Genomic DNA, 26,084 nt, shown 5'->3' with positions numbered 1-26,084 from the left:
GTTTATAGTTGCTCCGTTATAAATAAATACGGGGCATTAAAATGAAATTCAACAAAGCCATCTGTTTCTACCTCATACCTATCATCACAGGCCTTTAAGTTCGACACCTGCAGTCCGGCGACTGGCCTGAGCGCGAAGAGCTGTCCGCCAGGCTTCCATATTTTAAAGCCGGACTTCACGGCGTAAGCTTTATCACGCGCCGTAAACAGGACAATATTCAATTTGTCCAGAAAGGCTTCAAGTTCATGCAGTTCTACCTCTGCACCGATAATATTGACTGCCGGATACTTTGCTTCCGCCAGATGGTTAAGGACGGCATGCAGCGCATTATCACTTTCCGGGATAAGCCCTGTATCTTCCTGCAGGGTAGAGAAAGCCGGCTTTGCAACAACGAGATCCACTTTGAGGCCCAGGCTAAGCGCCTTGTCGTATTCGGATTCGCTGACGATCAACGTAGGACTCCATTCCAGCATCTGGCCCAGGTAATCCTCGTGGAAGTCGCCCAGCCGGTGAACATATAATGCAGGCTCCTGTTTTTCGCGAATGATATGGTGTGAAGACATAGGCCAAAATTAATCCCTTTTACAAACATTCGTAGCTGTTTTGAGTTTTATATCATTATGAGAAAGAGAATTTTTGTAGCAGAGGACGATAAAGACATCGCATATATTTTAAACACACTGCTTACCGGCGAGGGGTATGAAGTGGATGTGTTTAATACGCTTACCGACCTGAAAACCGCTATGGCACATCAAAAGCCGGATTTATTGCTGATGGACATCATGCTGCCGGACGGCAACGGCCTGGATCTTTGCCGTGAAATAAAGAATGCAGAGGAGCCTGTCCTACACCCGATATTCATGATGTCGGCCGCAGTACCGCTTGAAAAGATGGTAGGTAAGAACGGTGCTGACGCGATGATCAGCAAACCGTTCAAGCTTGATTTCGTGCTTAACACGATAAAGTGTTATATCAGCGGTCAAAACTGATCCAATCTATGCTGATCAGATCACGGTTTGGTGCAGCGCTTTTTAACAATATGAAGTAAAGATCGTGGCGACCTCCCGGATCGGTAACCGGTGCGGTCAGGGTTTTGAAGGTATCCCAGTTGCCCGTAGCGGTATAGTTTACCGTGCTCACCAGAACTCCTTTAGGCGAATCTGCACGAACCTCTATGGTCGCATCCCTATTCGCCGAAGCGTAGAAATAGGTCAGCTGCTTGATCGACTTGAGGTCCACATTTTTAATCACGAAGTATGACTTGTTGTGAATACTGCCCAGATAGGTTTTATTCTTCTGTACATTGCTTAGCACATCAGCTTCCTCTGCCTGCACCTTTGCCGGACGTAACACCAGCGTTTCCTTTTTGGTAAGCGGGGTAATTGCACCGCCTTTGTCTGTGTAAGACGCAGAGAAGATATATCGTCCCTGATCTTTGGTGTCCAGGTGCCTGTCGAGCATTGCACTACCTTTTTGCGGCAGTGCCGTATTGGTTTTCTTAGCGGTAAGCGACAAGATGTACTTGACCATTTCAGAAGCTTCCTCAGTAGATATCTGCGGGTGTGCACTCATCGCGTGCGGACCCCAAACACCGCCGCCGCCTTTGATGATCTTTTTCGACAGCAAATCTACGGCAGCTTTATTGGCAGCATACCGTTTGGAGATCTGCACAAATGAGGGGCCTACCGATTTGGCATCCAACTGGTGACAAGCCTTACAATCACTCCCGGCAATAAGCGATTTACCGTAATTATAGGTCGGCGTGATCTGCTGATGCCCCACAACGGACTGGTTGTTCTCCACCTTTGCAATATAATCCAGTTTAACCAGTACTTTTTTAGGATCAATAACCTTGTCCTCGTTGTCCTTTACGTCTACCTGGTATTTGAACGCTTCAGCTTTAGGAAAGAAGAAGGAAGCATTGCTGGTTGTGTTGATGGCTACTTGCGGCAAGGTATTTCCAACTTTAATTTCCAGGGTATCGGTACTGCTCAGTCCGCCTGCATCAGTAACCTTAAGCACTGCCTTGTAAATGCCATTATTGTTAAAAGTATAGCTTAGGCTGGCATTGGTTGAAGCAACCTGGTTGTTTTCAAGGCGCCATTCGTAGGTCAGCTGGTCGTCGTCATCATTGTCATAGCTCTTCGAGGCCAGGTTAACCTTGTAAGGTGCCAGGCCGATGGTATCACGCGTTTCGATCTTAGCGATCGGAGCACGGTTGCCTCCGTTGTAATCGATCCGCACCAAGCGTGCATCAACGTTATCAATACCATATACTGAACCGTATTCCAGCATATACATTACGCCGTCAGGTCCGATCTCTATGTCGACCGGCCTTCTGAAGTCGCCGTTAGTTTCCATAAACGGCTCCAGTCTTTTGTAGTTTTCGTTCTCGTCAAGACGCAACACATACACCCAGTTCCGCATCCAGTCGTACACAAACACGCCCTTATCGTAGTACTCAGGTAGTTTGGTAGGCGATTGAAGTGCCGGATTGAAATGGTACACCGGTCCGCCCATGGCACAACGGCCACCCTGGCCAATTTCAGGGAACTCAGCAGAGCGGTTATACGGATACCAAACCATCGGTTTCTGCGCCGGTGGAAGGGCCTGCAATCCATTGTTATACTGCGAAGTGTTCTGCGGGGCTGATGCTTCGAACAGGGCGCCGACTTGCTTCGTGGCGAAATCATACATTTTATAAGCCTTATTGTCGCCCACAAAATACGGCCAGCCATAGTTGCCCGCCTGTTTGGCCTGATTAAACTCGTCATAACCGCGTGGTCCCTGCACACCGTCAGTACCCGAATCCGGACCCACCTCACCCCAATACAGCGTTGAAGTTACCGGGTCTACCGATATCCGGTATGGGTTACGGCATCCCATAATATAAATCTCCGGACGTGTATTGGCTGTTCCTTTAGGAAAGAGGTTGCCTTCGGGAATGGTGTAACTTCCGTCGGCCTCGGGGTGGATCCTTAATATCTTGCCCCGAAGGTCGTTTGTGTTCGAAGCCGAACGCTCGGCAGTGAAGGTCAGGCGGTTCTGACGTCTGTCTATAGGCGCGAATCCGTCCGACTCAAACGGCACGGTGTTGTCGCCCGTGGAAATAAACAGGTTCTTATGTTTGTCCCATGCCATAGACCCGCCGGTGTGTGCACTTACTTCCAGATCGATGGGTATTTCGATCAGTACTTTTTCAGACTGGAGGTCGAGTACGTTATCCTGACTGATCCGGAAACGGGAGATGTGCTGCTTCACCTTATCGCCGGCAGAAGCAGTATTAAAAAAGTATAAATAATTATTTACGGCAAAGTCAGGATCGATGGTCATGCCCAGCAATCCATTCAGGTATTTATCTACAGCCTTTACCGGGAATTTGTAGACAAGCTTTGTCTTGCCGTCGGACGGCGTGTAGACATAAAAATTACCTGCACGCTCAATGAAGAAGACCCGGCCGTCTGGCGCAACAGCCAGTTCCATAGGCTCGTTAAGGTCGTCCGACAGGATGGTCTTGATAAAGCGGTTGTCTTCGGGCTTTTTAACCGCGTAAGCTTTGCTGTAGTCTAAAGGCTGAGTTCCGATAGCGTATTTGATGCCTCCAAGTATATGTTTAAGAAAAAGAGGCTCACCGAAGCTCTCGTCGGTATGTCCGCCCCCGGTGTAAAAAGAGCGACCGCCATCAAATTCCCGGTACCAGGCAATCGGGTGATTATCGCCATTGGCTCCACCTTCGTAGGTGCTTTCGTCTAAGCGCGCCAGTACGTTGATGCCTTCCTGTATGTTTTTATAGTTGTACCATTCGTCCCTGCGCTCCCAGCGCTTTGGCAATCCTTTGGTCGATATATGTGTGGTATCGTCTACCATCACTACTGCATTGCTGATTTGGGGGTGACTTAAAAAGTAGGCGCCGACCAGTTTATTAAACCATGGCCAGTCGTACTCCGTATCGGCCGCCGCATGAATACCGACGAAGCCACCGCCTGCCTGGATGTAGCGTTCGAATGCCACCTGCTGATCGCTGTTCAGCACATCCATTGTGGTGCTCAGGAACACGACAGCGCTATAATTTTTTAAACTGTCTTCAACAAAGTAAGCAGAGTTCTTGGTGGTGTCGACCGTAAAATTGTTTTCCGCTCCCAGCTTCTGAATAGCCGCGATACCTGCGGGTATAGAACTATGATAGAAGCCTTTGGTCTTAGAGAAAACCAATACCCTTGCCGGTTTGCCCGACTCGGTTGCTGTCGATGGTTTTGGAACTACGGTCTTGCAGGCATAAAAAATTATTGAAGCACAAATCGCCAAAAATACAAGCAGGTGTATTTTGAGATACTTGGATGAAAACATAAAGGGCTTTTGTTAAGTGTGTTATTTTTGGTAAACTTAACAATTATCTGAAAATCCCTGAATTTTTTTTACGAATTGAGATAAGGATTACTTGGCATCTTCAGCAGGTGATAACCCGCCGCCTTGAGTTGCTCCTGCGCTTCGGCTGTCGGCATTTGCTTGAAGATAATGGTACCGAGCACCTGACTGGGAATAATCCGCAGTTTCACCAAAGTATCCAGGAGCGATTTCTTCCAGTATACTTTGCGAAATTTGCCGTTGCTCATCTTGGTAGGCACATCATCCGCACCTTTAAAATAGAAGTTAGGATTAAAACGCTTAAAAGCCACCATAGGTAAATCAAGTCCCGCAGCAAATTTTTCAAACTCACGTTCCGACACTTTATAAACGAAATTGCCTACAGGCTCATAAGAAAACCTGTTCTTCCAGAACTTCCTAACCAGCTTGTCGCTTATAGCGCCCATAGTATTCACAATAAAGAGCAGCAAAGGCATCTTGGAGACAGGGTCCTGCGGTTCAATGATCACAATGCCCTTCCGTGACACACGCATCATTTCATACATTGCGGCATAAGGTCGCGGAAAATGGTGGTAGGACTCTTTACACAACACATAGTCGACCTCCTGATCTGCAAGGGAAAGTTGCTCTGCATTTTCTGAGCGGTATTCTTTGATAATGCCCTCATTAAACGCTACCGAAAGCATGTCGGTATTAAGGTCTGACGCGATCGCATTGCTTCCTTTCTTCAGGATATACTCCGCATCGAATCCGTAGGGATCGCCGATGGTGAGCCATTCCGACCGACCGCTTTTTAACAGGGGATCCAGACAATCGAAGAACAACTGCTGAAGCCAGGTAGCCAGGTCGGGCGAGTCCAGGGGCTTCCTTTTAGTCAGGTATGCCCGCTTTGATTCTTCCGTTGGAAACTGCTGATTGTACCAGTCGCCATGCCTGTCGTAACTCTCTTTATGAAACATCCCCTTGTTTTATGCTGCAATAATTGTCAAAAATTCTGATAAATCCATATATACCCTTGTTTTTTGTACCCTGTCATAGCTGATCCAAGGCATCAAGGATTACAGCGCAGGCCTTGCGGATCTCCTCTTCTGAAATGATGAGCGGCGGAGCGATACGCAGTGCGGTTTCGCAATGCAGGAACCAGTCTATAATCACGCCGTTGCGTGTGGCGATTTCACTCACCTTTTCTACCTGCTCAAAGTGGTCGAGCTGAATACAAAGCATGAGTCCGACACCCCTGACCTCTCTGATAAGCGGGTGTACCAGCAGTGAACGGAAAAGCTGCTCCTTTGCAGGTACTTCGGCCAGCAGGTTTTCCTGAAGGATGACGTTTAAAGCAGCCAGGCCCGCAGCACAGGAGACCGGGTGACCACCAAAGGTGGTGATGTGCCCGAGGATGGGGTTTTCCGCAAGCACGCTCATGATCTGTTTTGAAGAAATAAATGCGCCTATGGGCATTCCGCCGCCCATGGCCTTGGCCAGCAGCAGAATGTCGGGCACAATCCCGTAATGCTCGAAAGCAAAGAGTTTACCGGTACGCCCGAACGCCGCCTGAATCTCATCCATGATAAGCAAAGTGCCTGTTTCGGTACAGCGCTCCCTCAGCTTTTGCATGTATGCTGGTGAAGCTACCCGTATGCCCGCTTCGCCCTGTACGGTTTCTAAAATTATACAAGCTGTGCTTGTGTTGATCTGTTCCAAACCTTCCTCGTCGTTAAAATAGATAAAATCTATATCTGGAAGCAAAGGCCTGTACTTTTCTTTATAATACTCGTTTCCCATAACACTGAGGGCACCGTGCGTGCTACCATGGTAAGCATTATGGCAGGACAGTATCCGTGATCTGCCGGTATATCGCTTGGCAAGTTTCAGGGCGCCTTCCGTAGCTTCGGCGCCTGAGTTGACGAAATAAACATTGTCGAGCGGATCAGGAAGCACCTCGGCAAGCCGGGCCGCAAACTGTACCATAGGGGTCTGCACAAACTCACCGTACACCGTAAGGTGCATATACTTCTGCAGTTGTTCCTCTATGGCTTTTATGACCGCTGGGTGGCGGTGACCGATATTGCTCACGGCAAAACCGGATACCAGATCCATATAAGCCTTGCCTGACCTGTCGTACAGATACAATCCTTCCGCACGCTCTATCTCCAGCATCCTGGGCGAGAGGGAAGTTTGTGCAGTATTGAGCAGAAAAAGCTCCTTGTTGCTGATCATTAGTTTATTTCTTTTTCTTGATGAGAATAACATTGGCGACTTTACGCTCGCCTTTATGGTCCCAGGATCGGTTGTCGGAGGGATAGTTTACCACACCTGTACTGTGTACCCAAAGCGTCGTAGAACCTCCGCCATCGAGATTGATCGCGTTTACACATCCAAGCCAGCGCATCACCTTGCTGAGTTCAAACAAGCTCATCCCGGCGGCGTTTGTATGTCGACCGTCGACAGTGACGAGTAACACTTTCCCATCTGCCTTCACACCAACAGCCGTTCGCGGATGCCGCAAAACATTGAATGCGCCGCTGTCGAGCACCTGGGCTTTTCCCTCAAACCTGAGCAGCGGGCCGCTGGTCATTACTTCCGTAGCCGGAAGATCCTGTTCCCATTTGTCGCTGCCGTCCCATTTATATATATCCAATCGCCCGTCTGTAATTGCCACAGCTGCACGCTGATGTGACGCCCGTTGATTATTATCCAAACGGTTCTCTTGTTCAACCTGAGCATTTGCCTTGATAAAATCAACCGAACCGCCGTTTTTGACGTCAAAGAAGGTGCCGTTGACCGCCGCCAGGGCATCTGCAGCAATACCAAAAGCACTGGTCGGCCGAAGCACCGACTGTTCGCTGCCGAGCGCAAAAGGCGCCCGTCCTTTTTTTTGCTTCACTTCCAGGTAACTGATGTTCTGGTTGGCCCCAAACATTTCCTTGTCACTGAAGTGATGAACCAAAAGCTTTACACCTTTTGCGATGCGCTTTTTAGTCCATTTGGCGCGGACTAAAGCGAGAGAATCTGTATCTTGGCCGTAAGCTCCGCTTAAACAGAAGATCATGATCAAGAGAAAGGCCGGTCTTTTAAACATTCGATAAAAATAGACATAATTTAAGCTAACGATGAAAAAAATCCTGTCCCTATGCATGTTTGGTTTGCTTGCTATTGCAGCATGTAACAACACCAGCCAACCCGACCAGGCGGCCTCCCTGTCGCAAGACACCCTTCGTTACGATTCGGTAAAAGTGTATGCAAAGAACCCTGTATCGGCCGACACAAATTATACGGACACCGCAAAGGCAGTGATCGTATACCCGGTTTTGGCGGATAAAAAGATCAACCAGTTGCTGGAGCAGCATGTGGCGGCGACAATAGGCAACGACATCAAATACAGCGGTTACCAGGATATTGCCCAGCAGTTTATGCAGCAATATGAAACCGACCGTGCAGCCAATAAGGACCGGAGGTTTACCTGGTTTATGGGCATGAATATGACGGTGCAGTTAAATAAACCCGAACTCATCTCCATATTAAATACCTACTTCTATTACCAGGGCGGTGCTCATCCAAACACTGTCTTCCTGTCGTACAACATATCCCCGGCAAGCGGCCAGCTCCTCACGCTCGACTCGCTGCTCGTTCCTGGAAAACGTCAGGAACTCGAAAGCCTGGCCGAGCAGGTCTTTAGAAAAGACGAGGGGCTAAAGCCCACAGAAACACTTGCAGGGCGGTATTTTTTTATTGACGATCGCTTTGCACTGACTAAAACGTTCACATTTAATGAAAGCGGCATCATCTTCACGTATAGTCCGTACGAGATAAAACCTTACGCCGCCGGCAAAACCGATCTTCACATACCGCTGAAAGATCTTGAGGGTCTGATCAGGCCTGAGTACCTGAGCCAGTTAGCCGCGCATTGATTCCTCGCGTAACGTGTTTCTTAACATGGATCAATGTAATAGCGTGGATAAAGCGGTAGTTTTGGATTAAAGAAAACAAAAGCATATGGAATTAGGCATTGGAATGTTTGGCGACCTCGCCAACGATCGGCAGACCGGGAAACCAAGATCGGCAGAGACGAAACTTCGGGAAATCATCGAGCAGATCAAACTTGCTGATGAGATAGGTCTGGACGTGTTCGGGCTAGGCGAGCACCACCGCCCTGATTACGCTGTATCGTCGCCCGAGATCGTGCTGGCCGCGGCGGCGAGCGTAACGAAAAACATCAAGTTGATGAGCACAGTAACGGTGCTTAGTTCGGCAGAACCGGTGAAAGTGTATCAGGACTTTGCGACGCTCGATCTTTTGTCGGGCGGCCGTGCCGAAATAGGTGTAGGCCGGGGCAGCTTCATTGAGTCCTTCCCTTTGTTCGGGTACGACCTTAAACATTACAATCAGCTTTTTGAAGAGAAGCTCGACCTCCTGTTAAAGATTAATAACAGCAATGGCCCAGTGAGCTGGTCGGGACAGCTCCGCGCACCGCTGGTTAATCAGACCGTATTGCCCAGGGCCTCGCGAGACGGCAAACTTCCCGTCTGGATCGCTGTAGGCGGCACCCCGGAGTCTGTGCTTCGCGCAGCAAGATTAGGTCTGCCGCTCATCATTGCCATTATTGGCGGCATGCCGGCACAGTTCCAGCCATTGGTTGAATTCTACAAACAGGAATACATCAGTCATGGTCACCCGGCCGAAGAAATGCAGATCGGCATACACTCACATTCTTTCTTGAGTGAAGACGAAGCGGGAGCGAGCGAATATTTCGACAACTATGCGGAACAAATGAACCGGATAGGCGCCTCAAGAGGTTGGGCTCCCTATACCCGGGCACAGTACAATGGCGGTCGGAGCAAGGAAGGCGCATTGTTCATCGGCGACGCATCGGCTGTGACCGACAAAATTTTGTATATGCACGAACTGTTTGGCATAACGCGATTTATCGGACATATGGATGTGGGTGACCCTTCTCATAAGAACATGATGCGTTCTATAGAGCTTTTCGGCACACAGGTAGCGCCTGCGATCCGAAAAGCCTTAGGGAGTTGACTCATGGGGTCTGTGCGATCAGCTGTTGAGCCTGTGCCAGGTGACGCCGTAGTACCGGAAGGTACTTAGCCGCATAGGCGCTTACTTCCTTATCGTCCGACTTAGCACTGGCCTCAAACATGGCAATGGTACTGCGGTACTGACTTACAATCTGTGCCAGACTTTTAGCCCGTTCGGCGCCCTTTTGGGATGCCTCGGGGCCTACCAGTGAAAGCAGTGAGGGGTTCACTGCACCAAGCCGGGCATTTACGGAATCGCGCCAAACCGTTTGCCTGCCCGCACTGAATTTCTTTAAATCGTTGCGCAGCAACTGATGGTCTTCCATTGCGGAAGCAGCAAAACTGCCGGGAGTTATGGTAGCCATGGGCTGCACAACCGCACCTCCGGAAGCCTGGACCGCAGCCCGGGCCTGGTTGATAGCCCCATCGGCAATGCGTTCCGCATTCTCTCTGTCGCCCGCCCCGTTGGTACGGGTTACACTTGGAGTAAGCGCATCCCCGGTGGCGTTCATTACGGCAACCGAAGGATTCTTCTCGGCAGGCGACAACGTTGTGATGCCAGAACCCGAGCGCGCGGCCGAGTCTGACGTATTACGCCGGCCTGCACAAGATAACAGCATGCAGGCCGACAAGCTCGATAGTAAAATGATTCGGAGCGGTTTCATGGCTTTAATGATTAAGCAGGATCATCGTCAGGGTTCTCAAAGTCGGCGTCGTCTTCGGTATCGAGATCCATATCATCATCTTCGTCTTCAAAGTCTTCGGTTTCGTCGTCCAGCAGCGTACCTTCACCATCTGCGTACTCCACCTCGCCTTCGGTATAACCGTCATCGTCACCACCACCCAAATCATCTTCCTGGTTCTGAGCCGTAGGCGACAATTCATCGTCTGACGAGGCACTGCGGCCTACCTGAAACTGATCCAGATTCGGGATTTCTTCTTCAGTAAACTGATCTTGATTTAAATTTTCCATAGTTGTAGATTTTGCTTAAATAACAGATGGGTTTCAGATATGTTTATCTTTTAACACCCGATTATGTATATTTATTTTTCTAACTACTGATTTATGAAATACGTATATCTTTTTATTCTACTATCGTTTGCGGGGCTAATGCCTCAGGGCACTCAGGCGCAAAGTGCCACTAAAGGATCATTCTCTGACATCAGCTTTATTCAGGGGCACTGGACTGCCAAAACGGCAAGCGGCCAGGATATAGAGGCCGTATGGCTGGCACCCAAGCCTGATCATATGGTTGGCTTTATGCGGATGATGCGTGTCGACAAGATTGATTTGTATGAAATACTTGCGTACGAATATACCGACAACCGCCTGATTTCTATGGTGAAGCATTTTAAACCAGGACTGATAGGACAGGAGGAAAAAGATAAGCAGGACCGTTATGCTTTTGTGGAGGCAAGCAAAGACCGCGCGGTGTTTCAGAAAGAAGGCGGAGAGATGCGCGTACTATATGAGAAGCGTGGCGACAAGCAGTTTGCCATTGCTATTGGCAATCCTAAAGATGGAAAGTACAGTTATAACGACCTGTTTCTGTTTAGCAAGGTAGCTAAATAAGAATCGATAACTACGACAATAAAAAAAGAGGCTGATCATTTCATCAATGATACAGCCTCTTTCAAAAAATTATTAATCCTGCCTTATTTTATATAAGATGCGATTTGCTTGTTCACATCCGCGCCTCTAAGATTCTTCGCGACAATTACACCTTCTGGATTGATCAGGAAGTTTTGCGGAATAGCTGAAATACCATACTTCACGGCGATGTCCGTTTTAAAGCCTTTAAGGTCACTTACCTGTATCCATGGCATGCCGTCGTGCTTTACAGCGTTTAACCATGCGGCTTTAGTTTCATCAAGCGAAACCCCAACGATCTCAAAGTTTTTATCCTTCAGTTCATTATAGGCTTTCAACAAATGTGGATTCTCTGCACGGCAGGGCACACACCAGCTCGCCCAGAAATCGACCAGGACATACTTACCTCTTAACGAAGACAACTTAAACTCCTTACCCTCAGCATCTGGCTGGGTGAAGTCGACCGTTTTCCCCAGCGCAATTTGTTTGGCCTTGTCGTACTTTGCCGTCAGCTTTTTACCTGCGCTACTCGCCAGAACTCTTGGGCTCAATATTTTGTAATACGGCTCAAACGTAACCGGATCAATAACCGCTGTCTTGTTTGCGCTGATCAGATCGAGCGTTACGTAAGAGTCGGGATGACTAAAGATGAACGAATCAACCAATGCCTCGATCTTTGCGTGTACCGGCCTGGCTTCAGCCTGTATAGTTTTGATCGCAACAGTATCCTTCACTTTCGCATAATACACTTTGGTAAATCGCTCCGTAATGTCCTTAAACTGTGCAAAGAGCACTTTAGTCTTAGCGTTATATTCATTGAAATCTGCCTGCGCCTGTGTGCCGGTAATGCTTGCCGTCGAGACACTGTCTTTGCCGATCACCTTGTATTTTCCCTTTTCAAGGTAAAACTCCTGGTAATCGCCTTGTGAATTGCGCCTGGCTGTATCCTTTTGCAGAGGCAACAAAGATAGATATGCTTTATTAGCATATAACGTAGTGCCGGTAAGGCTGAACTTACCCTTCTTTAACACTGCACTATCCTTAACACTCTTTCCCTCGGCGTTTACATAGCTCAGTACTACCTTTCTGTCGCTGCCCGCACCGGAAATCTTTCCCGCTATCTCAAATTTGTCCTGTGCCGACGCAACAAACGGCAGCATCATCAGAAGGGCAATTGCCTTTTTTAATAACATAAATTTCGACTATTTAATTAGTTCTTTTAACTTTTCTGTCAGCGCCTCACCCCTCAGATTTTTAGCTATGATCATGCCTTGCGGATCTATAAGCAGATTTTGAGGTACAGAATTGATCCCATACAATACAGCTACCTCGTTTTTCCAGCCTTTCAGATCGCTTACCTGAATCCATGGCAGCCCATCCTTTTGTACTGCGGCTTCCCAGGCACCCTGGCCTCCGGGATAGTCGAGCGACACCCCTACGATTTCAAAGTTTTTACCTTTCAATGCATTGTATGCTTTGACCACATTAGGGTTCTCAGCGCGACATGGTACACACCAGCTTGCCCAGAAATCAACAAGCACATACTTACCTCTCAACGAAGAAAGTTTGAAGGGCTTACCGTTAATATCGTTTTGGGTAAAATCGGTAGCTTTAGATCCAGCCTGACGGCGCTTGCCAATCTCAATTTTCTCAGCTGTGCGTTTTCCTAATGGTGACGACCTTAGTTCAGCCGAAAACCGGTTAAAAAGAGGCTCAACCTTGGCCGGATCAAAATAACTGTCGAGCACCGACATATTGAATGTATAAAGCCCCATGAAAGAATTCAGGTGAGTTTCAGCAAACTGCCAGTTGATGTTCTTGTTCATGGCCACCAACTTCTGGATGCTGTCTGCAGCCATCTTACGCTCATCTAAAGACTTTACGTACGCGCCATCTGCCGTCTTGGCACCATACAAATCCTGCAGCTTCATGATCTTAGCCGTAACAGGTTTCATCAAGGCTTCCCGTTCAGCATTTTCTTTGTCAGACAGCGACCCGGTTATTGTTGCAGTCCTGACAGCATCTGTACCAACAACCTCGATCTTAGAATTTTCAATAAAGAAATCCTGACTATCACGCTGCTGTCCAGCATCAGCTTTTCCCTTTTGCCTAACGGTCAACAATGCACTCTGCGGCTCATCTACACTACCTGTAAACTTGAACTTGCCCGCCTTAATCTCAGCAGAATCGACCTCTTTCCAGGCTCCTTCTTTGAAGAGCACGAGATAAGCTTTAGCCTCGCCCTTAATTGCAGGCAATTTACCTGTGATGGTATACGTTTTTTGAGCTGCTGCCATAAATGGCAGCAGCATTAGAAATAATATCGATTTGTTGTTCATAATTTATATTTCGGTGCAATAAGTGTTATGGTACCAGTGAGATACCGCTGATGAATATAGCATCGTATACGTTTGAATATTTAACAGCTGCAAGTACCGTAAATCGCATGAACCGAGCTGTCGTTTCACCGATTTCGATGGTTTGCATTTTATTTACAATATTACCGGCATATATTCCCTTATTTACCCACGCCGTCCCGTTCATACTTGTTTCAATCTGGATTGAAGTGGGATAGCCTCCTTGAGTTGGGTATACCAAAGCATTAGGCAAATAATAAACTACCGCATGAAACGTTACTTCACGATTAAAGTTGATGGAAACAAATTGAGGCATCTGTTGCTGAATATTTGAAGTCCAATATGTTGTTGTATTATTAGCGTCCAATACTGCAGTCGCCGCGTTGGCGGTTGAATTTTGCGAAGAGAAAGCAGCGATAGTCCAACCTGTTTTGTTAACAAAAAGCGGCTTACCCGTTTTAAATACATAGTAAAATACTTCTCCTGCTGAAGCATCTTCTTTGCCGTCTACGGATTTGATCACCAGCGGTAGCACATACGTTGTATACTCTGTGAGCTTGGTTTGTGCACCAATGTTCAACACGCCAGCCTCCGATACTGTACCGTTAGCGGAAATTCGTGCATTGTTTTTGTATAGAAGGTAGGAGGTAGCTGGCAAAAGAGTTGCTGCCCCGTACTTAGATCTGTATTCATTCAATTTTGTGCTGTCAACGGCAAACGTCACCCAGTGCTCACCGGAAGACGGAGAGCCTAAAGTAGCCTTTAGCTCTAGAACCGTCGTTGTATCTTTCAATATGGACACAGGCATCTGCACAGTATCCTTACCGTTTGGCAAATGGAATGACACACTGCCTTCGGGCAGCGTCATCTTGGCATTTTCTTTACTGCAGGCCGTTAACAGGACAATTAACGAACAAACTGCTGCTATATATAAATTTCGCATTGCTTTCTTCTTTTAGTTATGGATTCTGTTGCATTCCAGGGTTATAACTCATTACTTGGATAGGTATCTGCAAGGTGTAGCGCTCGCTGTTCGGCTCCAGCGTAGCCACCACTTCTCCCTGGGCATTACGACGGGTTACGGTACCCATCCGTCCCTCTTTGTTTAGCCTGCGCATGTCAAACCAGCGCAACCCATTATAAGGCAATTCATGACTTCTTTCTTTTAGTACTTCGGCCAGAACCTCATCTGCGTTTGATGAGGTATAACGCACATAGCTCGCCGCTGGAAATCTATTTTTGCGGACATCATCCAGATGCTGTAAAGCTACTTCCAGGTTGTTTGCCCTTGCTGCACTTTCCGCTGCAATCAGTTTCATTTCCTGAACGGAGGTACCAGTATTCACATAGGTCAGATTCGGAGTTCTGGCCGCGGGGAAATACGAAGTCGCGCCTCTATTAACAAAAGTATAGTTGTCAGCACTTTGATAAAGGGCTCTTACGCGAAGGTCATTTGCCGCAAATGAGCGCATAAATTCAAGCGTCGCAGGGGCTTGCCCAATGGCCATTCGCCCATAGATAACGTCTGCATGAGTGCTGAGCAGGTTGCTCGCGGGAAAACCTCCATTATAATTTATCATAACCGCCCTGGTGTTCGCTAACGCTAGTTCAGCGTACCGGAGTGCTTCCGGATAATTGCGGGCATAGAAATAGACACGCGACAGCAAGCTGTAAGCTGCAGCAGTGGAACCGCGGAATCGGTTTGTGCTATTATCAGCCGGTAAGTCTGGTATGGCGGTATTAATATCGTCGATGATATGCTTGTAAATAACCGCTACAGTACTGCGTGCTGGAACAACCTGCGTCACATCGTTTGACGTTACAAATGGCACAGCCAAATCTTGATCGGCAGTAGCCGCGTCGTACGGCTTGCCATATTCGTTAACCAGATAGAAATACTCCAATGCCCGGCCAAGCAAGGCTTCAGCCCTCAGGCTGCGCTTTTTAATTGCGGTACCTCCTGTGGCCTCGTCGATTCCGATTAACACGGTATTAAACAAGTTTATCTTAGCATAATGGTCGCCCCAAAAAGCCGGAGCTTTTGAAAGATTCATCTCAAATTGAGTAGACCACGTATAAATTCGCTCCGCCTCTTCTACTGGCGGATTTTTAATGTTGAGTACGTCGACATTGTCCCCCATGTAATTGATAATGGCGTAGGGGTAGCCAACACCGGTTACAAGCGACTCGCTATTAAGCCATTGTTCGTAGTCGTCAACCGTGGAGAGCAGCCTTTTGCCTTTAGGCGTTATATCCAGGTATTTATCGCATCCGGTAAATACCAGGCAGCAAACCATCAGCTGAACAATTTTTAGCTTATAATTTTTCATGTGTTTACGGTTAAAAGTTGGTAAATAAGGCGAATGAATACGTCGGTGTCAGATATGCTTTTTCATAACTTCTTGTAGCACTGCTATAGTTATATCTGTTCATACCAACCGTCCATAAATTAGAAGCCTGAGCTTTAAGCTCAACGGTCTTCAGTCCTGCCTTTTTAATAAATCCGGTATTATCTAGACGGTAAGACAGTGTCAAGTCACCCAAGGTGATATAATCTCCATGCGCTATATAAGAGTCTGCAAAATTGTACGCAGCATTAGAATTAGCACTACCATACCCTGGCAAGCCCATTACATCTGTTGCATTTTCATCACCGGGAGCTTTCCAGAAATTGCCGGCACCCTCGAGAGGCCTCATAGATGACGGATTAGGACGAGGAATTCTGACTTTGAATCCACCGTAATAATTCACCATAGCGAAGACATAGAAGTTACCTATATCAACCCTGTTGCTTAAGCCAGCATTAATTGTAGGAATCGAAGAACCGGTATAATAAGCGACGCCAGAGTTTTCTCTTGCCATCAACTCCGCAGTAGCGTTCCCGGCACTATTTACATTTGTGCGATAGATATTTCCTTCGGTATCCTGAATTAATGAATAGCCCTCATTGTCAATACCTGCATATCGATAAGAGTACATTGCACCTACCGGAGCATTCTTAACAAACCCTAGCTGACTAAGTGTCTGTGGGCTGAAGTTTCCCGTCTGAAAAACATCAAGGACTTTACTCGTGTTTCTAGCTGCAACGATTCCTGTATTCCAGTTGAATGTAGGCGTAGCAATCCAGTCGGCACGCAGACTAAACTCCAGACCTCTGTTTCTAATTGTAGCCTGGTTAATCAGGGTTGGACTAACACCGATCGTAGGGTCGATCTGGGAGTTAGCCATCAGATCAGTACTGCGTTTTTCGTAGAAATCAAAACTACCGTTTACTCTTTTGAAAATGGCATAATCCAAACCAGCGTTCAAATTCCGCGTTTGTTCCCACCGCAAACTACTGTTGGCATAAGCAAGCATCACGAGCGACTGGCTTGAGGGAGAGGTATACGGATTTATACGACTTTGCGCGATAACCTCCGGAAGGGACAACTTCGCTACGTTACCGTTAAAACCGTAGGCAACGCGTAGTTTAGTCTGATCAAGCCAGTTGACGTTCTCTAAAAAATCTTCTTTGTGTACATTCCAGGCTGCACCTACAGACCATAGTGGCTTGTATTTATATTTCGGATTCGTACCAAACAAATTCGATTGGTCGATACGCATACTTCCGGTCGCGGAGTATTTATTTTTATAAGAGTAGACCAGGTTACCGTATGCTGATAGAAACCTGTCTTCCTCAAATTGTTGGTTGTAGTATCTGTCGAACGCGTTTTGCAACGGGGCACCTACCAGAAACGTTCCTCTGATTGCCGCCGTATTCATCGACATGAAATCGATTGGCTGCTGCAACAAGGTCTCGTCATTATACCCAAAGTAAGATGCTGTATTCCCTTTGCTCACCACGTTCCTAAGCTCAGCACCTAAAATACCATTTATGGAATGATCGCTAGCCAGGACTTTGTTATAGTTGAGCTGTGTACGGGCAGTGTAGCTCGATAAATTACCTGAATACTGACGAAGGAACCCACCTTTAGGAACATTATATTTATACGAACCATCAGCATTACGCACTACATAAGCATTCGTTAATTGGCGCGATTCAGATGATAGATCTGAGGCATAATGGCGCAAATCTGTACGCGAGTTCTCATAAATGCCCCCGAATCCTAAATCCAGGCCGCTAGCGATATTATAGTTGAAATTCGCCGTGATACGATTACTCGCTGTACGGGTTTTATCGCTGATTTCATTAACATCTACAAGCGGATAGTACATGTGATCATCAAGACCTTGCGACATCATAATACTATTTAAAGACGGCGCTATACTTGAGCTAAGAAGGAAAGTTGGATTCCCGTTAACATCTTGAAGGCGCTCATAGGGATTGATCGAAGTAATACCCGGTACCGGCGCTGTGTTGACACGGAGTTCCTGGTAGTCCGTGGTTAGTTCCAACGACAATTTCGGACTAAACCTGAGCGTAGTACGTGCAGATAGTAAGGTACTGTTGTTATCATTTTCAATCTTGTTGTCCCTATCGCCGGTAAAATTACCAGTAATGTAATATAAGGCGTTGTCGTTACCCCCTGAAACATTGAAGTTGTACACCTGCCGGGCAGCAGTGCGCAAAAACAAACGACTATAGTCTTCAAGATTGTCATAACTTGCAAGTTCGGCAAACGACTGTTCCGCCTGCTCTGGCGTAATCATCTTAGCTGCTTGTTGAGCCAGGATGTAAAATGCTGGCGAACGGCGCACTGCCCCGCCAGTACCAGCAGTTGAGGTAGACAACAAGCCCCACGAATTGGCATTGACAATATTGCTCTGGGTATATCTCTGATAGTTTGAAACAATAGAAGAAGCATCGTCGGCCCATCTATAACGGGTATAATCTTCTTTGGGCGTGAGCTCTGCAGTAGCCCTGAAATTAAACTGAGGACTACCTTTCTTAGCTTGCTTCCTTTCAATAACAATTACCCCGTTAGAAGCTCTAACTCCATATACGGTAGCCGCTGCCGCATCCTTAAGGATAGTTACAGACGCAATTTCATTCGGGTCGATCATCTCAAGCGTCAATTCCGTTGGATAACCATCTACAACGATGAGTGGGTTTTGGTTGGCCGACATAGTAGAGATACCTCTGATATTGAACAACGGCCTTGAATTAGCACCTGTGCTACCCGGTGTCGTGCTGGTAAACAGGACGTCATTATTAATCATCAAACCTGGCAACCTGTTAGTCAGACCATCAAGGAAGTTTGTACTCACTCTCGATTCAAATTCTCTGGTAGTGATCTTTGCAACTGCACCTGTGCTTTGCTCAGGCTTTATACGCTGGTATCCTGTATTAACAGTTACCGCAACTTCCTCCAGGCTTCCAACTGTCATCGACAAGCGGATCGTTCCTACATCTCCAGAAGAGCGAACTTCTTTAGACGAGTAGCCGGTATAGCTTACAACCAATACAGCATTATCTTCCACATTCGGAATATAGAAGCCGCCGTCAGCACCTGTTCTAACGCTTTGCTTGCGGCCTTTAACTGTTACTGTTGCTCCAGCAAGGGGCTCGCCACTCAGGGAGTCTATTACCCGGCCACGCACGTCGATATTTTTAAAAACTGCAGTTATATTGTCAATAAAAGAGCGTTTTACCGGTTCAATAACGATAAACTTGTCCTTTACGGAATAACTAAGATTTTGGTTCCTGAAAAGCGCTTTCAAAGCTTCATCCAGTTCCACATTATTTAGAGAGATAGTTACTTTGTTTGCCCCTTCAACTTCTTTGGTATTGAATACAAAATCATACCCGGTCTGTGCACGGATCTTATTGATTACGTTTCCAAGAGAGGCGCCTTTTTCGTTTAGCGTTACTTTCTGAGCAAAACCCGCAGCACTTGCGTGAACGAATAAAGTGGTCATTAGAACTATGATTAACTTCATAATCAATAGGATTTTGGTTGGCAGCCCTGCAAATGGCTCACCTCGGTTTAAAGCATTTTTCATACTTCGTCGTTTGTTTAGTGTTCAAACCCAGCGTGGTCGACGACAGACCAGTTACTTATTGCTTTGTTTAGCAATAATGCATAAGTTTGAATCGGTTTGAGTTGGTACTTAATTGTTTAGCAAAAATGTTCTTCCTGATTTTCAGGCATGGTCGCTCAAACTATTTCCGGGAAGTGTTGGTAGCACTTTCCGGCTTTTATTTAAGCTCCGTTTTCTCCTCTTTAGTAACGTAGAATTTTTCTCATAATCGGTTTTAGGTTAATACTCATATTAGCTGTTTAGGACGATCTTAATTATTTCATTACCACTACGGTTTTGCCTTCTATCCTGAACCTCACGCTCCCGGTGGTCTGCATTCTTTCCAATATTGCCGAAAGATTCCTTGTTCGCGATACCGCGCCGCTATAGGTTTCCTGTTTGGGCGCGCCTGGCTCATAAACGACCTGCACGTCGTACCAGCGCGACAATTCCCGCATGATACTCTCGAGTGTTCTTTCTTTGAATAAGGTACTGCCATTTTTCCAGGCTACGGCCTCCGATACGTCTACCTTCTCAACCAGTATATTCCCGCGATTGATGGCCTGCTCGCCCGGCCTTATTACCTCGGAGATACGCTCATCAGCCCTGCTAACGCGCACCGAACCTTCCAGCAACGTCGTTCTGATGTCGCTGTCGCCTGTATAACCCTTAATATTGAAATGCGTGCCCAGCACTTCAACCTTCTGAGATCCGGTGGCAACGACAAATGGTTGTGCCCGCTTTGCGACTTCGAAGTAGGCTTCACCTTCCAACTTCACTTCTCTCTGATCTCCGCTGAACCGTGACGGGAACGAGATTTTAGATTCTGCGTTCATCCATACACGTGTACCATCAGAAAGCGTAAACTGATAAGTACCTCCACGTGGCGTTTGAGCAGTCAACTCCTGTGACCCGGCGAGTCCGGTTTCTACAACATCCCCATCGTTATATTTGATATCCCCTCCTATAATCACACCCTTCTTAGATCCGTTAAGCTGTATGGTATCCCCGTTGGCCAAAGTCAGCGTAGCTGCGTCGGTTCCTGGGTTTACATCGTTTTTATATACAATCTTTTCAGAAGTTCCCGTTACATCGGTATATCCCGGAAAGAAGAAATGTACAGACAATACTATTGTCGCTACCGCAGCCGCAGCAATGGCAACACGAGGCCAAAACTTCAGTAAGAACGGCTTGCCTGTTTCTTTATTATGCGTGATGTGTGCCTTGAGGGATGACCCGATTGCACTAAGCCGGGCATCAAGATCGGCCGACTCCGAAACAGCAACAAAATCCCTTTCAAGTTCAGCCAATATGGCTTCCTTTAAAAGTCTCTCGTTTTCGGCAAGGCCAAACTGCTGCAACAGCGTCCGCGTTTCCGACGCACTGCATTTACCCTCCAGATATTTCGCAAACAGGCTATCAGCCGGTGCTTTCATTTCTCCCATTATTAAGCAATACACGCCCGGGCCAAAAAACAATGACTCCAATCGGGGAAATTCTCAACTTTTTTTTAAAATCGTTAGATTTGATGTGCAATAGCCCCTTAGCCTTTTGACAATTTTAGAAGATTCTCATCAAAACGACTTGCTTGCCCGTCTCAAAAAAGGCGACGAGAAAGCTTTTAATGGAATTTATGCGGCTTACGGCAAACCTATGTATCTAAAGATGCTCAGGATGGTGAGGGATAAGGATATTGCCGACGAATTATTGCAGGAGTTGTTCATTAAGCTGTGGGACAACCGTGAAAAAATTATCCCAGAGAAACCTTTCCAGCCCTTCATATATACGGTCGCCAGAAATTTGGTGTACAACTACTTCAGGAAAGTGGCGTCAGACAACACGCTGATCGAACAGCTGATCTTGCGCGGTACCGAGCATTACCTGAGCGGTGAAGACATTCTGCTCAGCAAAGAAGCCTCGGCCTTATTGAAGGATGCCATCAATCAGCTTTCACCCCAGCGAAAGCAGGTATTTGAACTATGTAAACTTGAAGGGCGAAGCTACGAAGAGGCAGGCAAGATTCTCGGCATCTCCGTGGCGACTGTAAACAGCCACATGACCAAAGCCCTGCAGTCGATCAAAACCTATATGCTTACACACCGCGATACCGGTCTGCTGCTCATTAGCTGCTACCTGCTTTCAACCTCTTCCTGATCCTGCTGAGAGGCGCAGTAAGTGTTTGCGCTTATTAAATCGCAAACCTTTTCTTCGCTTCATCGCTTACGGGCGTAAAGAAATTGATTAGATTGCCGTCCGGATCACGGAAGAGCAGGGACCGGTTTCCCCATGGCATGGTAGTGGGTTGCTGATCAATTTCTGTGGTCAGTGCCTTGATTCTTTCGTAGTCTTCATCTACATTGTCCACCAGGAATTCTATAATAACGCTTTTATTCGCTTCAGGCGTCGCAACGCCCTCAGAGAAAAAAGCCATAGTGCGCGAACTTCCAATAGCCAGCGTAAAAGCGTCCGATTTTAGCTCGGCAAAATCCTCTGTTGCCCAAACTGCTGTTGCCCCTGTAGCCTGCTCAAAAAAGTGAACCAATCGCTTGATGTCTGCCGTGATTATCCTTACGGACACCAAATTTGCATTTCTCATACTCGAATTTTTTAAAGTTTATGATCGTGCGAATGTCGAATGCTGAAGTGACAACAGTATGTCAGGTGCGATTAAACTTTCCAGTTTTTACCGCCTCGCCGGAGTATCAGGGTTTCGTCTGCCAAGCCTTCTTGCCCGGATACTACCCGGTTGCTGCCCGGATGTTACCCGGACATTGCCCGGGTTTAACCGCTTAGCAGACGCTAAATATTGGGGCAATATCCAGACAGGAATGAAAGGCAAATACCAGACAGACGCCGCGCTTGCACGCAACTGATAAGGCAAGAAGCCGTAGGCTTACGATTACGGCTAACTCATTATTACCGCCCAGCTATATAGATAGATAGCGAAAAAACACCCTTTTTGTGCCATTTCATACTTTATTGTATTTTTAACCAAAATTTTTACTGTCAATTCTAAAAAACCTCATGATTAAACACTTACCCTCTAAAGTTTTCGCTCTTGCCGCTCTTTTCGTGCTTAGCATTACCGGTTGCAAAAAGAATAAGAGTGAAGAACCAGAAACAATTCAGCTGGAGGCTAGTACAAACAGTTACTATCCTTACGAGGTTGTACAGATCGCTTTGCAGGAAGTTTCCATTCAACAAAAAGAAGTTAGCTCGACAATTAATGGAAAATTGGTAAAAATAGTTATCATAGACAATTTTGCACATTTTATCGTGCCGGATCTTCCGGCAGGAGAATACAATGTGGGATTTGTGGCCGATCGTCCTTTTGAACTCTCTATTAGCATTAGTCATGCGCCGTCTATAAAGACGGCAGAAGAATACCATGAAAAATATTTAACAGGTTTTAACAACATTTTAAACAGTTTTGAACAAAGCACTCAAAACAATGCCACAAGTGACGAAGATAAAGCCGCACTGGCGGCCGACAGACAAAGATTTAAGACCCTGTTTGATGAATACGAGGCTGCTTACAATAAGCTGAGCCCAGAAGAGAAACTGGCTTTTGCCCGAACCATGGCCAGCAATTATCAATGGATTGACCAGTTGGCAAAAGTCACTCAAAGCATTTCGAAAAACCCTTTGGATATACAACCCAAGATGGTTACGACCTCAGACGTTGACCTATATGATTATGAAACCGAACAGAACTATGCATTAACACAGTGGTTAAATTCTTCGCGGATTTTAAGAAACAACATAGCGAAGCTGGCCGCCACAATAATGCTCGTTCCCGTTACAAGCGCTATACCGGTCATAGGTACAATAGGCACCGGAATTGCTTTGGGATATTTAGCAACGGAAGTAATGGCTTCGCTCAGCGTTAATCTGGCTGACATGCGAACATTGCTCAACACCTCATTTGCACCGTACGACAATTTACTTGCTGAGACCGAACAGGAGTATCCGCATGGAGAGCAGCGTGTTATTTCCATACAGGGGCGTTTCAGAAGCCTTATCTCCTCAGACCAATCCGGGAATGAGATCAGCGGGGCATTAAGGGCTTTTCTGACAAGCGTGATTGAATTAAGATCTGAGGTAACCAATATTTTAAACAAGGTGCCAGATCGCTTTAAGCCCAGTGTCCTTCTTGCATCGCTTAAAACGAATGCCAATATATTAACTCGACAGATTAGCGGCGCATACTTAAGCATTTCCAATGTTACTAATCCTAAGGTCAATATTGATTTCTCAAAATCGGCCGACGGCAATTTTCAGATTACCCCCACAGTATCCGGTACATCCGACGAGCGGGTAAGTTTTGATATAACTTACAGTAATCCAAACTTCAGTAATAAGCAGATCAGGAAAACCATCACTACAACGGTTAAATATCAGATTGACTCAACCCATATTTATGCTAAACTGGTACTTGGAAACTGGACGGTCACCAATCTGGAGGATAATACGAGTTACGACATGGTTGTGCACGAAGATGGGAAAGCCACGTATTATACAAGTAGTGGGTCAGAATTTCAATCGACTTGGACCATACAAAAAAGAGGGGCCAAGTATTATTTTGGAGAGGCTGGATTCTGGCATCCAGGGTTTAACCAGTTCAGAACCTATAACCAAGGATTCCATGACGAAGGTCTAAGAATACCCCTCAAAAGTTTTGTACATTATCAGGGCACGCTTGCATCCTTACGCTACGAAAAAAAATAGCATCTGCACCTTGATAAAAAAATCGGGCTTATTTTTTTAAGTGCGTTAAATACGCACCAATTGCTTATCTATTTAAAACTTTCCTGGTTACAAATTCACTGAAAAAGAAATCCCTGTAAATATTGCCGATCGGAATTTCATTCTTTCCGATGTATACGGTATTGTTGTCTACCGAATCCATTTTGTGAACATTGATAACGTAAGATTTGCTTACCCTTACAAAAAGCTTTTTAGGAAGCAATTCATGAATGGTCCTAATGTTCATCAAAGTAATTACCTTCTGATTCTCCAGGTAAATAATCACATAGTCCTTCAATCCTTCGATGTAAAGTATATCATTAAAATACACTTTAAACATCCTGCGGTCTGCCCTCACAAAAATATAATCGTCGGTGACGTTTTCAATATTGCTGCTGGCTTGATCCGTACGGAATAATTTGGAATAGGTTTGCGCCTTTTCAACCGCTTTTTGAAAGCGTTCCAATTTCACTGGCTTGATTAGATAGTCGATAGCATCAACTTCATAGCTCTCAGAGGCAAATTCATGAAAAGCGGTTGTGAACACCACTAAGGTCGTTTTAGCAATAGTTCTGGCAAATTCAATTCAGTTCACTCCTGGCATTTGAATGTCTAGAAATATCAGATCGACGGCATTTTTTGACAGAAATTCCCTTGTAGCATCAGTCCCGTTAAATGAAGCTATACATTCTAAATTATCCGTCTGATAAACCAACTTTTGGATCGCTTTTCTTGCTAGTGGCTCATCGTCTACTATGATGCAGTTCATGCTATAATTTTATGGTTAAGGTAACGCAATACGCTTCCGGATCGTCTTTGATATTCAAGTCATGAGAAGCGGGAAATAAAAGCTCTAGTCGTCGTTTAATGTTTGACAGGCCTAACCCGCCCGATTTATTCACCGCTTTAATAGCTGGCTTCGAGTTTATACACCTGAAAAAAAGCTCAGCAGGACGCACATCAAAAAACAAATTTACGTAGGATGATTTTATCGAATCATTATTATGCTTTACCGCATTTTCAACAAATGAAATGAACAATAACGGAGGAACCTGCACACCGCTCAATTCACCTTCCTTGGAGATGAGAAATTTGAAATTATCCCGCCTAACCTTCTCCAGGTTTAAAAAATCTTCCAGGAAACGAATTTCTGAAGTTAGCAACACTTCCTCCCTTGAACTGTCATAAAGCTGATAACGGAGTAAATCACTTAATTTCATCAGAACCTGAGAGGCTTTTCTGGGATCATCTTCAATCAATACATTCGCATTGTTAAGCATGTTAAAAAGGAAGTGCGGATTGATCTGATTCTTGAGCTGTTCCAGTTCGGCGTTTGTTTTCGCCAGTGCTAAACCATGAATCACCTGAGTATCAGCTACCCAACGCTGAAACAATTTTACTGAGGCCGAAGCAATAATGAGCACCATGGTCATAAAGGAGAACGTAAAAAAGTTAATACTGTCGTCCTCATTCGGTAATAGATCTAGTTTAAAAACATAAGAAAAGGCCTCGTGAATGTAGAACGATAGAACCATCGCTGAAAGCACAAAGAGCCCATAGCTGAGATATTTTTGCCTGAACAGGAACACCGGGACAAAAAAATACATATTGCTATAGGCCAGCAGAATTATTTGCGAAAAAATGACCAGTCGGTTGTAAGTTTCAAAGGGTTCTTGGTAGTCGGGCGGGCTATAATATAAGACCACAATACAAAATGCGATCAGTAGCAAATGGCGCTGAAACCGGTACTTTTCTGAAATGATCAACTGAAGTATACAGTTTGCATCCATGGTCTTTCTGCGTAGAATTCTATTCATAGTCTATTTCTGGGCGTAAGCAAAATAAGCAATACACGGGAGAAGCAGATTTTAACTATACAAAAGCGCATTAAATATATACCAAACGAAAAATATGGGATGGCGTAGTGAAGTCTGCGTGTGCAATTTATTTTCCTAGATGCAAAAGCTGCTTTAATCTATAAACTGAGGCACTTTGTATATATAAAAATTGCGGGTTCAGCAGAAATATACTTTA

24 protein-coding genes are annotated in these 26,084 nt (G+C 46.0%); 7 read left to right on the top strand and 17 right to left on the bottom strand.

Going from position 1 to position 26,084, the window contains the following annotated elements; translation table 11 throughout:
- Window positions 1-2: 2 nt before the first annotated feature.
- Complete coding sequence (locus tag QEP07_RS11385) at window positions 3-563, bottom strand: thiamine pyrophosphokinase (RefSeq protein WP_285010232.1); 561 nt, start codon at window positions 561-563, stop codon at window positions 3-5.
- 57 nt (window positions 564-620) lie between these two features.
- Between QEP07_RS11385 and QEP07_RS11380 the strand changes: the two genes are divergently transcribed.
- On the top strand, window positions 621-989 hold the full coding sequence (locus QEP07_RS11380) for a response regulator transcription factor (protein WP_256002536.1): 369 nt from the start codon (window positions 621-623) through the stop codon (window positions 987-989).
- On the opposite strand, the gene QEP07_RS11375 is transcribed toward QEP07_RS11380, so the two are convergent.
- The 4 genes from QEP07_RS11375 to QEP07_RS11360 form a co-directional block, all read right to left on the bottom strand.
- Window positions 973-4,347, bottom strand: coding sequence for a ThuA domain-containing protein (locus QEP07_RS11375; RefSeq protein ID WP_285010230.1), 3,375 nt, complete (start codon window positions 4,345-4,347; stop codon window positions 973-975). The two genes, QEP07_RS11380 and QEP07_RS11375, sit on opposite strands and share 17 nt — an antisense overlap.
- Window positions 4,348-4,415: 68 nt before the next feature.
- Window positions 4,416-5,324, bottom strand: coding sequence for a class I SAM-dependent methyltransferase (locus QEP07_RS11370; RefSeq protein ID WP_285010228.1), 909 nt, complete (start codon window positions 5,322-5,324; stop codon window positions 4,416-4,418).
- A gap of 73 nt (window positions 5,325-5,397) precedes the next feature.
- Window positions 5,398-6,582, bottom strand: a complete 1,185-nt coding sequence (locus QEP07_RS11365; RefSeq protein WP_285010226.1) for an aspartate aminotransferase family protein — start codon at window positions 6,580-6,582, stop codon at window positions 5,398-5,400.
- Between the two features lie 4 nt (window positions 6,583-6,586).
- On the bottom strand, window positions 6,587-7,444 hold the full coding sequence (locus QEP07_RS11360) for a phosphodiester glycosidase family protein (protein WP_285010224.1): 858 nt from the start codon (window positions 7,442-7,444) through the stop codon (window positions 6,587-6,589).
- A 31-nt stretch (window positions 7,445-7,475) separates the two neighbouring features.
- On the opposite strand from QEP07_RS11360, the gene QEP07_RS11355 reads away from it, so the two are divergent.
- A complete protein-coding gene (locus QEP07_RS11355; protein WP_285010223.1) occupies window positions 7,476-8,273 on the top strand; it encodes a DUF3298 and DUF4163 domain-containing protein in 798 nt (265 codons plus the stop codon).
- An 85-nt stretch (window positions 8,274-8,358) separates the two neighbouring features.
- Window positions 8,359-9,396, top strand: a complete 1,038-nt coding sequence (locus tag QEP07_RS11350) for an LLM class flavin-dependent oxidoreductase (RefSeq protein WP_285010222.1) — start codon at window positions 8,359-8,361, stop codon at window positions 9,394-9,396.
- A 1-nt stretch (window position 9,397) separates the two neighbouring features.
- On the opposite strand, the gene QEP07_RS11345 is transcribed toward QEP07_RS11350, so the two are convergent.
- Window positions 9,398-10,060 (bottom strand): DUF305 domain-containing protein, encoded by a 663-nt coding sequence (locus tag QEP07_RS11345; protein ID WP_285010220.1) that lies wholly within the window; start codon window positions 10,058-10,060, stop codon window positions 9,398-9,400.
- 11 nt (window positions 10,061-10,071) lie between these two features.
- Window positions 10,072-10,368, bottom strand: coding sequence for a hypothetical protein (locus QEP07_RS11340; RefSeq protein WP_285010218.1), 297 nt, complete (start codon window positions 10,366-10,368; stop codon window positions 10,072-10,074).
- Between the two features lie 93 nt (window positions 10,369-10,461).
- On the opposite strand from QEP07_RS11340, the gene QEP07_RS11335 reads away from it, so the two are divergent.
- Window positions 10,462-10,968: a DUF6265 family protein gene (locus QEP07_RS11335; protein WP_285010216.1), complete on the top strand. Its 507-nt coding sequence runs from the start codon at window positions 10,462-10,464 to the stop codon at window positions 10,966-10,968.
- 83 nt (window positions 10,969-11,051) lie between these two features.
- On the opposite strand, the gene QEP07_RS11330 is transcribed toward QEP07_RS11335, so the two are convergent.
- The 6 genes from QEP07_RS11330 to QEP07_RS11305 all read right to left on the bottom strand — a co-directional run bounded on the left by QEP07_RS11330 (window position 11,052) and on the right by QEP07_RS11305 (window position 20,740).
- On the bottom strand, window positions 11,052-12,179 hold the full coding sequence (locus QEP07_RS11330) for a TlpA disulfide reductase family protein (protein WP_285010215.1): 1,128 nt from the start codon (window positions 12,177-12,179) through the stop codon (window positions 11,052-11,054).
- 9 nt (window positions 12,180-12,188) lie between these two features.
- Window positions 12,189-13,283 carry a TlpA disulfide reductase family protein gene (locus QEP07_RS11325; RefSeq protein WP_285010213.1) on the bottom strand — a complete coding sequence of 365 codons (1,095 nt, stop codon included), beginning with the start codon at window positions 13,281-13,283 and terminating at the stop codon, window positions 12,189-12,191.
- Between the two features lie 67 nt (window positions 13,284-13,350).
- Window positions 13,351-14,286 carry a BT_3987 domain-containing protein gene (locus QEP07_RS11320; RefSeq protein WP_285010212.1) on the bottom strand — a complete coding sequence of 312 codons (936 nt, stop codon included), beginning with the start codon at window positions 14,284-14,286 and terminating at the stop codon, window positions 13,351-13,353.
- 16 nt (window positions 14,287-14,302) lie between these two features.
- Window positions 14,303-15,673, bottom strand: coding sequence for a RagB/SusD family nutrient uptake outer membrane protein (locus QEP07_RS11315; protein WP_285010211.1), 1,371 nt, complete (start codon window positions 15,671-15,673; stop codon window positions 14,303-14,305).
- Between the two features lie 10 nt (window positions 15,674-15,683).
- Window positions 15,684-19,223: a SusC/RagA family TonB-linked outer membrane protein gene (locus QEP07_RS11310; protein ID WP_285010209.1), complete on the bottom strand. Its 3,540-nt coding sequence runs from the start codon at window positions 19,221-19,223 to the stop codon at window positions 15,684-15,686.
- A gap of 356 nt (window positions 19,224-19,579) precedes the next feature.
- Window positions 19,580-20,740: a FecR family protein gene (locus tag QEP07_RS11305; protein ID WP_285010208.1), complete on the bottom strand. Its 1,161-nt coding sequence runs from the start codon at window positions 20,738-20,740 to the stop codon at window positions 19,580-19,582.
- Between the two features lie 115 nt (window positions 20,741-20,855).
- Between QEP07_RS11305 and QEP07_RS11300 the strand changes: the two genes are divergently transcribed.
- Window positions 20,856-21,458, top strand: coding sequence for an RNA polymerase sigma factor (locus QEP07_RS11300; RefSeq protein ID WP_285010207.1), 603 nt, complete (start codon window positions 20,856-20,858; stop codon window positions 21,456-21,458).
- Window positions 21,459-21,492: 34 nt separating this feature from the next.
- On the opposite strand, the gene QEP07_RS11295 is transcribed toward QEP07_RS11300, so the two are convergent.
- Window positions 21,493-21,900: a VOC family protein gene (locus QEP07_RS11295; protein ID WP_285010206.1), complete on the bottom strand. Its 408-nt coding sequence runs from the start codon at window positions 21,898-21,900 to the stop codon at window positions 21,493-21,495.
- 58 nt (window positions 21,901-21,958) lie between these two features.
- On the opposite strand from QEP07_RS11295, the gene QEP07_RS11290 reads away from it, so the two are divergent.
- Window positions 21,959-22,177 (top strand): hypothetical protein, encoded by a 219-nt coding sequence (locus QEP07_RS11290; protein ID WP_285010205.1) that lies wholly within the window; start codon window positions 21,959-21,961, stop codon window positions 22,175-22,177.
- 151 nt (window positions 22,178-22,328) lie between these two features.
- Window positions 22,329-24,032 (top strand): hypothetical protein, encoded by a 1,704-nt coding sequence (locus QEP07_RS11285; RefSeq protein WP_285010203.1) that lies wholly within the window; start codon window positions 22,329-22,331, stop codon window positions 24,030-24,032.
- A 64-nt stretch (window positions 24,033-24,096) separates the two neighbouring features.
- Here QEP07_RS11285 and QEP07_RS11280 read toward each other — a convergent pair whose 3' ends face one another.
- The 3 genes from QEP07_RS11280 to QEP07_RS11270 are packed head-to-tail and all read right to left on the bottom strand — an operon-like array spanning window position 24,097 to window position 25,867.
- A complete protein-coding gene (locus QEP07_RS11280) occupies window positions 24,097-24,600 on the bottom strand; it encodes a LytR/AlgR family response regulator transcription factor (protein WP_285010202.1) in 504 nt (167 codons plus the stop codon).
- Window positions 24,601-24,636: 36 nt separating this feature from the next.
- A complete protein-coding gene (locus QEP07_RS11275; RefSeq protein WP_285010200.1) occupies window positions 24,637-24,819 on the bottom strand; it encodes a LytR/AlgR family response regulator transcription factor in 183 nt (60 codons plus the stop codon).
- Between the two features lies 1 nt (window position 24,820).
- Entirely contained in the window at window positions 24,821-25,867 is a 1,047-nt protein-coding gene (locus QEP07_RS11270; RefSeq protein ID WP_285010198.1) for a sensor histidine kinase, read from the bottom strand.
- Between the last annotated feature and the right edge of the window lie 217 nt (window positions 25,868-26,084).

Origin of the sequence: Pedobacter faecalis, assembly GCF_030182585.1 — a bacterium.
GTDB lineage: Bacteria > Bacteroidota > Bacteroidia > Sphingobacteriales > Sphingobacteriaceae > Pedobacter > Pedobacter faecalis.
This window is presented reverse-complemented; position numbering and strand designations above follow the sequence as displayed.

What these genes read in the sequence shown, in the direction of transcription:
- QEP07_RS11340 (WP_285010218.1), bottom strand. Translation starts at nt 10,368, where the DNA reads ATGGAAAATTTAAATCAAGATCAGTTTACTGAAGAAGAAATCCCGAAT.
- QEP07_RS11325 (WP_285010213.1), bottom strand. Translation starts at nt 13,283, where the DNA reads ATGGCAGCAGCTCAAAAAACGTATACCATCACAGGTAAATTGCCTGCA.
- QEP07_RS11320 (WP_285010212.1), bottom strand. Translation starts at nt 14,286, where the DNA reads ATGCGAAATTTATATATAGCAGCAGTTTGTTCGTTAATTGTCCTGTTA.
- QEP07_RS11285 (WP_285010203.1), top strand. Translation starts at nt 22,329, where the DNA reads ATGATTAAACACTTACCCTCTAAAGTTTTCGCTCTTGCCGCTCTTTTC.
- QEP07_RS11315 (WP_285010211.1), bottom strand. Translation starts at nt 15,673, where the DNA reads ATGAAAAATTATAAGCTAAAAATTGTTCAGCTGATGGTTTGCTGCCTG.
- QEP07_RS11360 (WP_285010224.1), bottom strand. Translation starts at nt 7,444, where the DNA reads ATGTTTAAAAGACCGGCCTTTCTCTTGATCATGATCTTCTGTTTAAGC.
- QEP07_RS11345 (WP_285010220.1), bottom strand. Translation starts at nt 10,060, where the DNA reads ATGAAACCGCTCCGAATCATTTTACTATCGAGCTTGTCGGCCTGCATG.
- QEP07_RS11305 (WP_285010208.1), bottom strand. Translation starts at nt 20,740, where the DNA reads ATGAAAGCACCGGCTGATAGCCTGTTTGCGAAATATCTGGAGGGTAAA.
- QEP07_RS11310 (WP_285010209.1), bottom strand. Translation starts at nt 19,223, where the DNA reads ATGAAGTTAATCATAGTTCTAATGACCACTTTATTCGTTCACGCAAGT.
- QEP07_RS11380 (WP_256002536.1), top strand. Translation starts at nt 621, where the DNA reads ATGAGAAAGAGAATTTTTGTAGCAGAGGACGATAAAGACATCGCATAT.
- QEP07_RS11385 (WP_285010232.1), bottom strand. Translation starts at nt 563, where the DNA reads ATGTCTTCACACCATATCATTCGCGAAAAACAGGAGCCTGCATTATAT.
- QEP07_RS11290 (WP_285010205.1), top strand. Translation starts at nt 21,959, where the DNA reads ATGTCAGGTGCGATTAAACTTTCCAGTTTTTACCGCCTCGCCGGAGTA.
- QEP07_RS11355 (WP_285010223.1), top strand. Translation starts at nt 7,476, where the DNA reads ATGAAAAAAATCCTGTCCCTATGCATGTTTGGTTTGCTTGCTATTGCA.
- QEP07_RS11370 (WP_285010228.1), bottom strand. Translation starts at nt 5,324, where the DNA reads ATGTTTCATAAAGAGAGTTACGACAGGCATGGCGACTGGTACAATCAG.
- QEP07_RS11295 (WP_285010206.1), bottom strand. Translation starts at nt 21,900, where the DNA reads ATGAGAAATGCAAATTTGGTGTCCGTAAGGATAATCACGGCAGACATC.
- QEP07_RS11270 (WP_285010198.1), bottom strand. Translation starts at nt 25,867, where the DNA reads ATGAATAGAATTCTACGCAGAAAGACCATGGATGCAAACTGTATACTT.
- QEP07_RS11275 (WP_285010200.1), bottom strand. Translation starts at nt 24,819, where the DNA reads ATGAACTGCATCATAGTAGACGATGAGCCACTAGCAAGAAAAGCGATC.
- QEP07_RS11330 (WP_285010215.1), bottom strand. Translation starts at nt 12,179, where the DNA reads ATGTTATTAAAAAAGGCAATTGCCCTTCTGATGATGCTGCCGTTTGTT.
- QEP07_RS11350 (WP_285010222.1), top strand. Translation starts at nt 8,359, where the DNA reads ATGGAATTAGGCATTGGAATGTTTGGCGACCTCGCCAACGATCGGCAG.
- QEP07_RS11335 (WP_285010216.1), top strand. Translation starts at nt 10,462, where the DNA reads ATGAAATACGTATATCTTTTTATTCTACTATCGTTTGCGGGGCTAATG.
- QEP07_RS11365 (WP_285010226.1), bottom strand. Translation starts at nt 6,582, where the DNA reads ATGATCAGCAACAAGGAGCTTTTTCTGCTCAATACTGCACAAACTTCC.
- QEP07_RS11375 (WP_285010230.1), bottom strand. Translation starts at nt 4,347, where the DNA reads ATGTTTTCATCCAAGTATCTCAAAATACACCTGCTTGTATTTTTGGCG.